Source organism: Sphingomonas brevis (assembly GCF_023516505.1).
Lineage (GTDB): Bacteria > Pseudomonadota > Alphaproteobacteria > Sphingomonadales > Sphingomonadaceae > Sphingomicrobium > Sphingomicrobium breve.
The window spans coordinates 571,715-584,327 of sequence record NZ_JAMGBB010000001.1; the positions used below are offsets into that span (position 1 = coordinate 571,715).

The window sequence follows — 12,613 nt, forward strand, 5'->3', positions numbered from 1 at the left end:
ATGGTGAAAACGGGCCCGCGCCTGTTCAACCGAGAACTGAGCTGGTTGGGGTTCAACCGGCGCGTGCTCGAGGAAGCCACCAACCCAGCGCATCCCTTGCTGGAACGGCTGCGTTTCCTGTCGATTTCGGGCACCAACCTTGACGAATTCTTCATGGTGCGCGTCGCCGGGCTGAAGGGGCATCAGCTTCAGGGTGTCGAAGATCTGAGCGCCGATGGGATGACTGCAACGCAGCAGCTCGATGCGATTGCCGCAGAGGCCGATTCGCTTGTTGTCGCCCAGCAGGCGGAGTGGATCTTGCTGCATGAGGCGCTGGCCGATGAGGGCCTGTCAGTGGTCGGCGAGGAGGAACTTGAGCCGGCGGCGAAGGAATGGCTCGCTGACCACTTCCGCGAGCAGATTCTGCCGGTGCTGACCCCGCAGGCGATCGACCCGTCGCACCCGTTTCCATTCATTCCCAACGGCGGCTTCAGCCTGGTGTTCGACTTGAGGCGCGGCAAGGCGGCCGAGCCGGTGGTCGAGCTGCTGATGATCCCGTCGACGCTGCCGCGATTTATCCGCCTACCGGGCGGCAAGCTCAACTTCATCGCCATCGAGACGGCAATCGCCGCCCATTTCGACCAGATCTTCCCTGGTTTCGAGAAGGTGGCAGCGGGTGCGTTCCGGTTGATCCGCGACAGCGATATCGAGGTGCAGGAAGAGGCCGAGGATCTGGTCCGCTACTTTCGCAGCGCGATCAAACGCCGCCGTCGAGGCCGGGTCATCCGCCTTGAGTTCGCGGCAGACACGCCGCCCGACCTGGAATCGATGGTACGTGAGGGCCTTGGCGCGGACTCCGCGCTGGTTGCCGAAAGCGCCGGGCTGATCGGCATTGCCGATCTCGGCCAATTGGTCGAGGTCGACCGGCCCGATCTCAAATTCCCGCCATACACGCCCCGCTTCCCCGAGCGGATCAAGGAACATGACGGCGACTGCTTCGCCGCCATTAGGGCCAAGGACTTCGTGGTCCATCACCCCTATGAAAGCTTTGAGGTGGTGGTCGCCTTCCTCCGCCAGGCCGCCGAGGACCCGGATGTCGTGGCGATCAAGCAGACGCTCTACCGCGCCGGCAAGCAGTCGGCGATCATCGACGCGCTGGTGGTCGCCGCCGAGGCCGGCAAATCAGTTACCGCCGTGGTCGAGTTGAAGGCCCGCTTCGATGAGGAACAAAATCTGCTTTGGGCCAGCCGGTTGGAGCGCGCCGGCGTGCAGGTCATCTATGGGTTCGTCGAATGGAAGACCCACGCCAAGATGTCGATGGTGATCCGCCGCGAAGGCAGCATCATGCGGACCTACTGCCATTTCGGGACTGGCAATTATCATCCGACCACCGCCAAGATTTACACCGATCTCAGCTATTTCACTGCATCGCGCAGGGCGGCCCGCGACGCGGCCAAGCTGTTCAATCTCACGACAGGCTATGTTCGCCCAAAAGGGCTCGAGCTGTTGACGCTCTCGCCAATCGGGTTGCGCGAGAAGATCGTCTCGTTGATCGACACGGAAATCGCCAATGCCCGGAATGGGAAGCCGTCAGCGATCTGGGCAAAGATGAACAGCCTGGTCGACGGCCAGATTATCGAAAAGCTCTACGAGGCCAGCGAGGCGGGCGTTTCGATCGAATTGATCGTGCGCGGCGTCTGTTGCCTCCGTCCCGGAGTGCCCGGCCTGTCGTCCAATATCCGGGTGAAATCGATCATTGGCCGCTTCCTTGAACACAGCCGCATCTTCGTGTTCGCCAACGGGGACCGGCTGCCTCACCGCAATGCCAAGGTTTACATCAGCTCGGCCGACTGGATGCCGCGCAATTTCGACCGGCGGGTCGAATATATGATGCCGATAGAGAATCTGACGGTACATGCCCAGGTGCTCGACCAGGTAATGATCGCAAATCTGATCGACAACGAGCAGAGCTGGGTCCTGAATGCGGATGGCAGCTATACCCGGCTGAAGCCGGGCAAGCGGCACTTCAACCTACATCGTTACTTCATGACTAATCCCTCGCTGTCGGGTCGCGGCCAGGCGCTGGCTGGCAAGGCGGTGCCCAAGTTGCGGTTGACGCAACGGGGCTAATCGGCTCTCCCGTCGGCCTAATGGTCAAGCGGTTCGGCCCGGTCGGGATCATCGACATCGGATCCAACAGCGTGCGCTTCGTCGCTTATGGCGGCGCCGCCCGAGTGCCGTCGACTTTGTTCAACGAGAAGATCATGGCGGCGCTTGGCCGCGGCGTCGCGCGCGATGGCCGTCTTGAGGAAGAGGGCGTCGCGAAAACATTGGAAGCGCTCGCCCGTTTCCGGCAGCTGGCGCGCGAAATGCGGCTGAAAAAGCTACACACGGTTGCCACGGCCGCAGTCCGCGACGCCAAGAACGGCAAGGCCTTTCTGAAGCAGGTTGCCGAACTTGGGCTAAGGCCCCGGCTGCTGTCTGGTCCCGAAGAGGCTGCCCTGTCCGGGCTTGGCGTGATTTCGGCCGTCCCCGACGCAAAGGGCGTGGTGGCTGACCTGGGCGGCGGCAGCCTCGAACTGATCGGGGTTGCGCGCGGAGCAGCGGGTGCCGGAATTTCATTGCCACTAGGCGTGCTGCGGGTTGGTGCCGATCCGCGGCGCGAGGATATTTCATCCGCGATCAAGGCCGGTATCAAGAAGAGCCGGCTCAAGGATGCGGCCAAGAATAGCGGACTTTACCTGGTAGGCGGTTCGTTTCGCGCGCTTGCCCTGCTCGATATGAAAACGCAGGGCCACCCGCTGCCGATTGTCCATCACTATCGGATAAACCCCGCGCGACTCGCCGATTTGAGGGCGATCCTGGCAACCCTGGATGTCGAAGAGCTGAAGCGTTTGACGGGCATTTCCCTGGCCCGCCTGCCGACACTTCCCGCCGCGGTGACGATCCTTGAGGCGATGATCGAAACGCTCGGCCCGCGGCGCGCGATCGTGTCAGCCTTCGGTCTGCGCGAAGGGCTGCTTTACGGCGATCTCGACCAGCCAACACGCGATGAGGACCCGTTATTGGCCGCGGCGCTGGAGATTGGCGACCGTCTGGGACGGTTCGGCGATCATGGTGCCGCGCTCGACCAATGGATGGACCCGCTGTTTCCCGACGAAAGCAGGGAATTGAAGCGATATCGTCTCGCGGCCTGTCTGCTCGGCGACATCGCCTGGAACGCGCATCCGGATTATCGCGCCGAGAGGGCGGTCGATCTCGCCATTCATGGCAATTGGGTTGGAATCGATGCCAACGGCCGTGCGGTACTTGGAAGGGCCTTATGCAGCGCCTTCAGCGGCGACAGCGGTTTCAGCCCGGAAATACTTACGCTGCTGCGGCCCGGCGAGGACGCCCGGGTCAGCGCCTGGGGTCGGGCGATCCGGCTGGCGCAACGGCTAAGCGGCGGCACCGAGGCGTTGCTTCGGAAAACCAGCATCGGGCTTGAGCCGGGGCGGGTCGTTCTCTCGATCCCAAGGAAGCATCACGAGCTTTATGCGGATTCGGTCGATCGGCGGCTGCACTTGTTGGCGCGTGCACTTGGCCGGGTCGCCGACGTAAGGTTCACCTAGCCGCAGTTGGCCCGCACGACCTTGTTGTTTTCATCAAGGAGCACGGTCACGCGCTCGGCGCTGAACTCCATGGTGATCACGCTTCCCTTCGGCACCCAGCGAATTAGCCGAGCTCCCGAAGCAGCGAGGATGCGCGCGCCAAGTTCCTGCGATGCCGGCTGGCCGGTAAACTGATCCAGTGCAGCGGGGCGGCATGTTCCGCGGAGGGGGCCCGGGGCAGTCCCATCCGATTGGGCAACCATGCAAGCGCTCAACGTGAGAAGTGCAATGCTCGCAATCCAAAGTCGCATCGGTCCCTCCGGTTTGTCTGGCTAATCAAGCGCTAAACCGTCTCGAGAGTTCCCGAATCAACCGGAATCCGGCTCAGCTTGAGCTTGCCATTCTCAGTCGCGAATGCCAGCCGCCCCTCGACCAGGTCTACGGCATCCCGGCCGAATTCCTCAAACCGCCAGCCATCGAGGATGTTGAGGTTGTTGCGGACTCCAGCGGCCAATGCTTCCAATTCGTCGGACCGGGCGATCAGCTTCGCGGCTACCCCAGCTTCCTTGGCGCGGATCTTGAGCAGCAGCTTTAACAGATCGCTGACCAGCGCCGCATCCTTGGTCAGGCCAGGGCGACTCGGTTCCCGTTGGGGCAGTTCGTCGCCCTCCAGCGGCTTGGCGGTGGCAATCGCCGACATCAGGCGGGCGCCGATATCGTTCGCCCGCCAGCCCGAGGACAGCCCGCGGACCTTGCCAAGATCGTCTTGGGTCTTGGGCGGATGGCTGGCCAGTTCGTTGAGCGTATCGTCCTTGACGATTCGGCCGCGCGGCAGGTTTTTCGAGCGTGCTTCAGTCTCGCGCCAGCCAGCCAAGGCCCTAAGCCTGCCGAGCACGGCCGGATTGCGGCTTGGCAGCTTCAGACGCTTCCAGGCGTCCTCCGCTTCGAATGCGAAGCTCGACGGGTCGGCCAGCCGCTCCATCTCTTCGTCGAGCCAGGCGCCCCGGCCGGTTTTGATCAGCTTCTTGACCAGCCGTGGGAATATTTCCGCCAGGTGAGTCACATCGGCGATGGCATAATCGATCTGCCGCTTGTCCAGGGGACGCCGCGACCAATCGGTAAAGCGGGCTCCTTTGTCGAGCGTGTGGCCAAGCACGCTTTCAACGAGATTTGAGTAACCGACTTGCTCGCCATAGCCGAGGGCCATCGCTGCAATCTGCGTGTCGAACAGCGGATTGGGCACCTTGCGGGTGAGATTATGGATGATTTCCAGATCCTGCCCGCCGGCATGAAAAACCTTCAGCACGTCATGATTGTCGACCAGGAGATCGAGCAGCGGCGTCAGGTCGATGCCATCCGCCTTTGGGTCGATCGCAGCGGCTTCTTCCGTCGTCGCGACCTGAATCAGGCAAAGGTCCGGCCAATAGGTATTTTCGCGCATGAATTCGGTGTCGACCGTGACGAAGTCCTGGGTCGACATTCGGGAGACGAGGGCGGAAAGCTCTTTGGTGGTGGTGATAAGCGGGTGAATCTTCATCTGTCGCGCGCCATAGCGACATGCTCGCGCCTTGACAAAGTCCTGTTTGGATATGAAGCGCCACCTCGAAATCCCAACAGCGTCACCCCCGCGAAAGCGGGGGCCCCGCTTCTTCCTTGAATGGCAAGAGAGAGGCAGCGGGATTCCCGCTTTCGCGGGAATGACGAAATGAAGAAGAGCAATTCATGCACGCCTACCGTACCCATAGCTGTGCCGACCTCCGGAAAGGCGACGTCGGTTCGACTGTCCGCCTGTCCGGCTGGATTCACCGTAAGCGCGACCATGGCGGCGTGCTGTTCGTCGATCTGCGCGACCATTATGGCCTGACCCAGGTGGTCTGCGCGGCAGGCAGCGAAGCACTCAAACTGCTGGATCACCTGAAGCTTGAGTCGGTCGTGACGATCACCGGCGAAGTGGTCGATCGCGAAGGCGGCGCGGTCAATCCGAAACTTGCGACGGGCGACATCGAGGTCGTTGCCAAGGAAGTCGCCGTCCAGTCCTCTGCCAACGAACTTCCGATGCCGGTGGCAGGCGAGCAGGAATATCCCGAGGATATCCGCCTCAAATATCGCTATCTCGATCTCCGCCGCGAACGGCTCCACGCCAACATCATGCTGCGATCGAAAGTCATAGCCTCGATCCGCCGCCGGATGATCGACCAGGGCTTCACGGAGTTCCAGACGCCGATCCTGACCGCCTCGTCGCCCGAAGGTGCACGCGACTATCTGGTGCCGAGCCGCGTCCATCCTGGCAAATTCTATGCGCTTCCGCAGGCGCCGCAGATGTTCAAGCAGCTGCTGATGGTCGCCGGCTTCGACCGCTATTTCCAGATTGCGCCCTGTTTCCGCGACGAGGATGCTCGCGCGGACCGGAGCCCAGGCGAATTTTACCAGCTCGATTTCGAAATGAGCTTCGTGACCCAGGACGACGTGTTCGCAGCGATCGAGCCGGTGCTGTCGGGCGTCTTCTCGGAGTTCGGCGAAAACAAGTTCGTGACACCCGCTGGCGAGTATCCGCGCATCCCCTACAAGGAAGCGTTGCTCAAATATGGTTCGGACAAGCCTGACCTCCGCAATCCCCTGCTGATCAGCGATGTCGGCGACCATTTTAAGGGTTCGGGCTTCGGCCTGTTCGCCGGACTTGTCGAAAAGGGCATGTCCGTCCGCGCTGTCCCGGCGCCGGGAACGGCGGAAAAAAGCCGCAAATTCTTCGACGACATGAACGAATGGGCTCGCGGAGAAGGCTTCGCCGGCCTTGGATACGCCACCCGCAAGGGCGGCGAGTGGGGCGGCCCGATCGCCAAGAATCATGGCACCGAAGGCATGGACAAGATTGCAACGGCGATGGGCCTTGGCCCCGACGACGGCATTTTCTTCGCCGCCGGCAAGGAAGAGGAAGCCGCCAAGCTCGCCGGCCTTGCTCGCACCCGCGTTGCCGAGCAGCTCGAGCTGATCGAGCAGGGATCATTCCGCTTCTGCTGGATCGTCGACTTTCCGATGTTCGAGTTCAACGACGAGCAAAAAAAGATCGACTTCAGCCACAATCCCTTCTCGATGCCGCAGGGCGGAATGGAAGCGCTGGAGACGAAGGACCCGCTCGACATCCTCGCCTGGCAATATGACATCGTCTGCAACGGTGTGGAGCTCAGCAGCGGCGCGATCCGCAACCACCGCCCCGACATCATGTACAAGGCGTTCGAAATCGCGGGATACAGCCGCAAGGAGGTCGATACGAACTTCCCGGGCATGATCGGCGCGTTCAAATTTGGTGCTCCGCCGCACGGCGGCTCGGCGCCGGGCATCGATCGGATCGTCATGTTGCTGGCCGACGAGCCCAACATCCGCGAGGTCATCGTCTTCCCGATGAACCAGAAGGCCGAGGATTTGATGATGAACGCACCGGCTCCGGTGATGGACAAGCAGTTAAAAGAGCTGTCGATCCGCATTATCGCCGACGGAGTTCCCAAGGCCTAGGAACAGTTCGCGGCGTTCGCGCCACGGGCCAACCGCCCCATTGTCGGACAATCGGCCTCGCCCAATTGCGGCCTTGCGACCTTTGGGTTAGGCCTCCCGCGTGCCGATTGATTTAACGGAATTTGAACGGGGGGTGCCGTTCTCCGGGGACGTTGCCGAAGCGCTCGAGGCGCTTGGCCATCGCTTGGCGCGCCTGCAGCTGTCGCAAATCGTTCATCGCAAGCGCGCGATCATCCTGTTCGAAGGCTGGATGGGCTCTGGCAAGCGCGCAGTGCTGAAGCGTCTGGTCGGTTCGCTCGACCCGACCTACGTGCGCGTGGTCAAGGTGGCCGGCAGCGACGACATGGACGACGAGCGCCACTGGCTCGCGCCCTTCTGGAGCCGCCTACCGGCCGCGGGCAACACGACCATCTTCTATCGCAGCTGGTATCGGCTGGTGCTTGAGCAGCGCATGTTGGGCAATATGGACGACAAGCGCTGGGCCCGCGCGCTGGATGAAATCAACGAGTTCGAAGCGCAGCAGCGCGACCACGGCACAATGATCGCCAAGCTGTTCTTCCATGTGACGCCGGAGAAGCAGGCCGCTTCCCTGCGCGCCCGTCAGGAAGACCCCTGGCTCCGCCACCTGCGCGATTTTCAGCCGATCATCGGCCCGACCAATCGTGAGCGGGCCAACGAAGTCCTGCAGGATTTCTTCGCGCACACCAATACCCGGTGGGCGCCATGGACCCCGATCGATGCCAATGACGACATGGCGGGCTGTATCGCGGCGTTGACGGCGGTCGCGGACCAGATGGAAAAGACAATGCCGGCTGAACCGCCGGCGATGGGAGAGACGATCGTCCCATTCCGCACTCCGAAGGCATCGGAAACCAACAGCGCCTAGCACCCCGGCCTCGCCATCCGCCGCACGACCTAAGTCTGTGACGGATAGCGAATATTGATCACTTCATAGCTTTTCTCGCCGGCCGGAAGGCGGACAATTCGTTCGTCGCCAACTTTCGCGCCGACCAGCGCCCGGGCGATCGGGGCCGCCCAACTGATGAGTCCGGATGTGGCGTCGGCCTCGTCCTCGCCGACCAGGGTTACTACCCGACGATTATCATCCTCGTCGGCCAGCTCGACGATCGCGCCAAACCGGACGGTGTCGCGCTGCTCCTGAGTGGCTGGATCGACCACCTTGGCGGCCTTCATCACCTTGGCGAGATAGGACAGCCGCCGGTCGATCTCGCGCAACCTCTTCTTGCCGTAGAGATAGTCGGCATTTTCCGACCGGTCGCCCAATGAGGCCGCCCATGAAACCGTCTCGACGATCTTTGGCCGCTCGACCGCGAACAACTCTTCATATTCCGCGCGCAGCCGCGCGAAACCCTGCGGCGTGATGAAGCGGGGAGGGCGGTCGTTCACCTCAGCGCCTTTGTCATTGCGAGCATCGCGAAGCAATCCAGCCAAGCGTTCTGGATTGCCACGCCGTCTTCAACGGCTCGCAATGACGGATGCCGAGCCTTAGCCCGGTCGCGAGGATTTGCCGAGATAGGCCGAAATATGCACGGGCTGCGGCGCCGGCAGCGACGGATTGAGCCGGTCATAGACCACGCTGTTCTCCAGCACCCGTTGCACATAACCCCGGGTCTCCTCGAATGGGATTTTCTCGATCCAGCTGACAATGTCGACGTTGCCGCGCGGATCGCCATAGGCGTTGACCCACTTGCGGACATTGCCCGCCCCGGCGTTATAGCTCGCTACCGCCAGGGGATAGTTGCCGTCCCAGGTGTTGACCAGCCGCTGGAAGTAGGCGCTGCCCAGCATGACGTTATAGGCCGGATCGGCTGTCAGCCGGCCATAGTCGTAGCTAAGGCCCATCTTCCCGGCCTGCTCGCGCGCCGTGCCGGGCATCAGCTGCATCATGCCGCGGGCATTGGCGCCGCTGACCGCCGCGCGGTCGAAGCTGGATTCCTGCCGGGTGATGCCATGGACCAGCGACCACATCCTTCCCGACGGCACATTGGCCGGATGGGTCGGGTAAGTCGCCTTGTAATAAAAGGCGTTGCCGGCGTTGCGGGCCGAGCGCGCGGTCCAAACCGCCAGGTCCGGGCGCCACACCTGAGTTGCCAGGTCGACCGCCATCAGCCGCTCGGCATCGCCATCCAGATTCTCCGACAAAGCGCGGATAAACAGGGTCTGATCGCTCCATTGGCCCTGCTGGCCGAGCAGCTTCACCGCCCGCACCAATCTCTTTTGCGCGAAGGCCTGGCGCTGGACGTCAGTCACTAGCAGCGACGGCGTTCCCGCCGGTTGCGGCACGATCCGTCCCAACCGTTCGAGCGCCAACTGGCCGTAGAATAGCTCCGGCGTCGCAGCCGCGCGCTCGAAATAGGCCCGGCCACGCATCGGATCGCCGCTTTGGAAGGCAGCTCTTCCGGCCCAGTACCAGCCCTTGGATTTGACCTGCAAAGAACGGCCGGCGGCGGCATATTTGTCGAACAGGGCAATCGCGTCGCGGCCACGGTTCATCCGTTCCAGCGCGACCGTCCCGGCGGTCCACACGATCGTGGTATATTCGTCCCGAATTCCATAGCTCTTCAGGCTGATGTCAACGCCGGGGGCGAACAGGTCATCGACCTGGCTGCCGATATTGTAGGCCGTCTGCCATTGACGGTCGCCGGCCGCCTCTCGGGTCAGGATCGACATCATGTCGAGGAACCGTTCCGGATTGGCCGGCTTGGCGGTGAAATTGTGCGCCCTTGCGAACAGATCGCGCGCCGCCTGGGTGTAACCGCTGTCGCGCAGGTAGCGAGCCCGGTCCATCATCAACCCGGCGTCGCTCGTCACCTGACCGATTGCCGCCTGGTAGCGCTGCTCCGCGTCGCCCATTCGGGACTGCATCGCAATCCGCGCCTGAAACGCCGCCCTGCGGCTAGGGCTGGACCAGGCCATCATTCGGTATGCGTCGCTATATTTCTTGTCGAACAGCAGCGCGTCGACGCGCCTGTCATGGTCAGTCGCGGTGAACTGACTGCCGAATTTCGCGAACAGGGACTGTTCGTCATATTGGCTGAGGTCGCTCGATACCCAGGCGGCTTTTGCGGCAGCCAGCGCTTCGGTCGTCCGACCGAGGGCCAGGTTGGCCTCCGCCAGCCTTGCCCACCCACTGCCGCTTTGTGGCTCGGTCGACCGATAGAAAGCGAGCACCGTGTTGGCATTCTCGCCTGGCCGCATCGCCTTTTCAGCGCTGCGTCGGATCCCACTTTCGCCTGGCCAGCCTGGATTGGCGCTTACGAAGCGCGCGTAGTCGCCGAAGCTATAGCCCTCGCTGGCCCGCAACCGGCGCCAGTCCGCGATCGCGTAGTTGATGTCGTAAACCGAACCCTGGCCATTGAGCTGCGTGGCGGCTGTCGCCGCTACTGGTGCCGGCGCCTGCTGCATCGAGGCGGCCGCCATGGTCGATAGAAAAAATGTCCCGATAATCCCCAATGTCCTCATGCTGGACATTATCACCCCCAAGTCCTTATCAGCCGCTGAACAAACGCATCGCCATCATTCGCGATCCTGCCTATGCGAAGGAAAAGTTTCATGTTTTTCGGGTCTATACCAGCGCTGGTGACTCCGTTTGCGGCAGGCCGAGTCAATGAAGCGGCATTCCGAGACCTGGTCGAATGGCAAATCGACGAAGGGTCCAATGCCCTGGTGCCGTGTGGCACGACCGGGGAAGGCGCGACCCTCACCGACACGGAACATCGGCGGGTGATCGAAATCACGGTCGAGGTCGCGCGCGGCCGGGTGCCGGTAATTGCCGGCTGCGGCTCCAACAATACGGCCCATGCGATCGAGCTGACCAAAGCAGCCAAGGATGCCGGTGCGGACGCCGCATTGCATGTCCCTCCTTATTATAACCGGCCCAATCAGGAGGGGATCTACGGCCATCTCGCTGCCGTCGCGGATCTCGATATCCCGATTGTCCTCTACAATGTTCCGGGGCGGACGATTACGGACATATCGGTCGAAACGATGGGCAGGCTGTCGCGTCTGCCCAATGTCGTCGGGGTGAAGGACGCCACCGGCAATCTGGGCCGGGTCTCCGACCAGCGCCGAGCGTGCGGCAGGGAGTTCATCCAGGTCAGCGGGAATGACGAGACCGCGCTCGCATTCAATGCCATGGGCGGGGTGGGGTGCATTTCGGTCACCGCCAATGTCGCGCCGAAACTTTGCTCGCGCTTTCAGGAAGCAACGCGAGAGGGGCGCTGGGATGAAGCGCTGGAGCTTCAGGATCGGCTGTACCCGCTCCACGTCGCATTGTTCACCGACGCGTCGCCGGGGCCGGTCAAATATGCCTTGTCGCGGGTCAGGAATGGCTTTTCGGCCGAACTTCGCGCGCCGATGACGGAACCGTCCGCGGCTTCGAAAAAGGCGGTCGATGACGCGCTGGCACACGCCGGACTCGCTTAAGACCCAATCACCGCGTAGGCGGTCCGCAGAATCACGATGTCCAAGCCCGCCGCCATCCAGGAATTTGATAAAGCCAAAGTCGTCGCCGAGAACCGGCGCGCGCGTTTCGACTATTTCGTCGAGGAGCGGTTCGAGGCCGGCATCGAACTGAGGGGCACTGAAGTAAAGGCGCTCCGCACCGGCGAGGGGTCGATCGCTGAGAGCTATGCACTGGTCGAGGGTGAGGAAGTGTTCCTCATCAACAGCCATATTCCACAATATGGCGCAGGCAGCTGGATGAATCACGAGCCGCGGCGACAGCGGAAACTGCTGTTGCGCACCAAGGAGATCGACAAATTGCAGGGCGCCATTACCCGCCAGGGGCTGACGCTGGTGCCGCTGTCGCTCTATTTCAATTCGCGCGGCCGCGCGAAGGTCGAGCTGGCGCTGGCGCGGGGCAAGAAGGCGCACGACAAGCGCGAAACGATCAAGGAACGCGACTGGAAGCGCGAGCAGGGCAGGCTGTTGAGGAACCATGGCTAGTAGCCCCAATTTCTGGCAGCGCATGATCCACCGTCATGCGCCATCGCGCGAGGAAGTGCTGAAAAGCCCGTGGCTGAAGCCGTTCGGCAGTCGCATCCGGCACAGCGAGCTATGGCGCTTCACCCGTCGTTCGGTGCCGCGGGCGGTGTTCGCCGGGGTGTTCGTCGGCATTTTCCTGATGGTTCCGGGGTTGCAGATAGTGGGCGCGGCGTTGCTGGCGATCCCGATGCGGGCCAATATCCCGGTCGCGGCAGGAATGACCTTCCTGTCCAATCCGCTTACGACCCCTTTTTTCCTCGGGGCTGCGATGGAAGTTGGCAGCCGCATCGGATTTCAAACCGACCTTGCGGCCTTTTATGCGCTGAGGGGCAAGAGCGTTGCTCAATGGATGTCCTGGCTTCTGTCGGATGCTGCCCCCGCTTTGGTCAGCGGTCTGTTTTTGATCGGCCTGGTACTGGCGCTCATAGGATATTTCGTGTCGCTCGTCGGATGGCGCTGGTGGATCGCCCGCAAGTGGCGGCAGCGTTACGCGCGCTAGTGACTTGATTCGCGCTAAGGGTCTGATC

At 62.3% G+C, this 12,613-nt stretch carries 11 protein-coding genes; 7 read left to right on the plus strand and 4 right to left on the minus strand.

Annotated features, from left to right (window positions below):
* Both LZ518_RS03050 and LZ518_RS03055 read left to right on the plus strand, forming a co-directional pair.
* Entirely contained in the window at positions 1-2,109 is a 2,109-nt protein-coding gene (locus tag LZ518_RS03050) for an RNA degradosome polyphosphate kinase (protein ID WP_249914566.1), read from the plus strand.
* Between the two features lie 20 nt (positions 2,110-2,129).
* Positions 2,130-3,590, plus strand: coding sequence for a Ppx/GppA family phosphatase (locus tag LZ518_RS03055; protein WP_249914567.1), 1,461 nt, complete (start codon positions 2,130-2,132; stop codon positions 3,588-3,590).
* On the opposite strand, the gene LZ518_RS03060 is transcribed toward LZ518_RS03055, so the two are convergent.
* Positions 3,587-3,832 carry an I78 family peptidase inhibitor gene (locus LZ518_RS03060; protein ID WP_249914568.1) on the minus strand — a complete coding sequence of 82 codons (246 nt, stop codon included), beginning with the start codon at positions 3,830-3,832 and terminating at the stop codon, positions 3,587-3,589. The two genes, LZ518_RS03055 and LZ518_RS03060, sit on opposite strands and share 4 nt — an antisense overlap.
* 80 nt (positions 3,833-3,912) lie before the next feature.
* Positions 3,913-5,106, minus strand: a complete 1,194-nt coding sequence (gene rnd, locus LZ518_RS03065) for a ribonuclease D (RefSeq protein WP_249914569.1) — start codon at positions 5,104-5,106, stop codon at positions 3,913-3,915.
* A gap of 185 nt (positions 5,107-5,291) precedes the next feature.
* Between rnd and aspS the strand changes: the two genes are divergently transcribed.
* Together aspS and LZ518_RS03075 are read left to right on the plus strand one after the other, a co-directional pair.
* Positions 5,292-7,079, plus strand: a complete 1,788-nt coding sequence (gene aspS, locus LZ518_RS03070; protein WP_249914570.1) for an aspartate--tRNA ligase — start codon at positions 5,292-5,294, stop codon at positions 7,077-7,079.
* Positions 7,080-7,179: 100 nt separating this feature from the next.
* Positions 7,180-7,965 (plus strand): polyphosphate kinase 2 family protein, encoded by a 786-nt coding sequence (locus tag LZ518_RS03075; RefSeq protein ID WP_249914571.1) that lies wholly within the window; start codon positions 7,180-7,182, stop codon positions 7,963-7,965.
* 29 nt (positions 7,966-7,994) lie between these two features.
* Here LZ518_RS03075 and greB read toward each other — a convergent pair whose 3' ends face one another.
* Both greB and LZ518_RS03085 read right to left on the minus strand, forming a co-directional pair.
* The gene (gene greB, locus LZ518_RS03080) at positions 7,995-8,486 is read right to left on the minus strand and encodes a transcription elongation factor GreB (protein ID WP_249914572.1); all 492 of its coding nucleotides are present in this window, start codon (positions 8,484-8,486) and stop codon (positions 7,995-7,997) included.
* 99 nt (positions 8,487-8,585) lie between these two features.
* On the minus strand, positions 8,586-10,571 hold the full coding sequence (locus LZ518_RS03085) for a lytic transglycosylase domain-containing protein (protein ID WP_249914573.1): 1,986 nt from the start codon (positions 10,569-10,571) through the stop codon (positions 8,586-8,588).
* 81 nt (positions 10,572-10,652) lie between these two features.
* On the opposite strand from LZ518_RS03085, the gene dapA reads away from it, so the two are divergent.
* Genes dapA through LZ518_RS03100 form a run of 3 tightly spaced genes read left to right on the plus strand, consistent with a single transcriptional unit; the run spans position 10,653 to position 12,585 of the window.
* Positions 10,653-11,525, plus strand: a complete 873-nt coding sequence (gene dapA, locus LZ518_RS03090) for a 4-hydroxy-tetrahydrodipicolinate synthase (RefSeq protein ID WP_249914574.1) — start codon at positions 10,653-10,655, stop codon at positions 11,523-11,525.
* A gap of 36 nt (positions 11,526-11,561) precedes the next feature.
* On the plus strand, positions 11,562-12,047 hold the full coding sequence (gene smpB / locus LZ518_RS03095) for an SsrA-binding protein SmpB (protein WP_249914575.1): 486 nt from the start codon (positions 11,562-11,564) through the stop codon (positions 12,045-12,047).
* Entirely contained in the window at positions 12,040-12,585 is a 546-nt protein-coding gene (locus LZ518_RS03100; RefSeq protein ID WP_249914576.1) for a DUF2062 domain-containing protein, read from the plus strand. The genes smpB and LZ518_RS03100 overlap by 8 nt, the downstream gene beginning before the upstream one ends.
* The last annotated feature ends 28 nt before the right edge of the window (positions 12,586-12,613 follow it).

What these genes read in the sequence shown, in the direction of transcription:
- aspS (WP_249914570.1), top strand. Translation starts at nt 5,292, where the DNA reads ATGCACGCCTACCGTACCCATAGCTGTGCCGACCTCCGGAAAGGCGAC.
- LZ518_RS03100 (WP_249914576.1), top strand. Translation starts at nt 12,040, where the DNA reads ATGGCTAGTAGCCCCAATTTCTGGCAGCGCATGATCCACCGTCATGCG.
- LZ518_RS03055 (WP_249914567.1), top strand. Translation starts at nt 2,130, where the DNA reads ATGGTCAAGCGGTTCGGCCCGGTCGGGATCATCGACATCGGATCCAAC.
- dapA (WP_249914574.1), top strand. Translation starts at nt 10,653, where the DNA reads ATGTTTTTCGGGTCTATACCAGCGCTGGTGACTCCGTTTGCGGCAGGC.
- LZ518_RS03060 (WP_249914568.1), bottom strand. Translation starts at nt 3,832, where the DNA reads ATGGTTGCCCAATCGGATGGGACTGCCCCGGGCCCCCTCCGCGGAACA.
- LZ518_RS03050 (WP_249914566.1), top strand. Translation starts at nt 1, where the DNA reads ATGGTGAAAACGGGCCCGCGCCTGTTCAACCGAGAACTGAGCTGGTTG.
- rnd (WP_249914569.1), bottom strand. Translation starts at nt 5,106, where the DNA reads ATGAAGATTCACCCGCTTATCACCACCACCAAAGAGCTTTCCGCCCTC.
- smpB (WP_249914575.1), top strand. Translation starts at nt 11,562, where the DNA reads ATGTCCAAGCCCGCCGCCATCCAGGAATTTGATAAAGCCAAAGTCGTC.
- LZ518_RS03085 (WP_249914573.1), bottom strand. Translation starts at nt 10,571, where the DNA reads ATGTCCAGCATGAGGACATTGGGGATTATCGGGACATTTTTTCTATCG.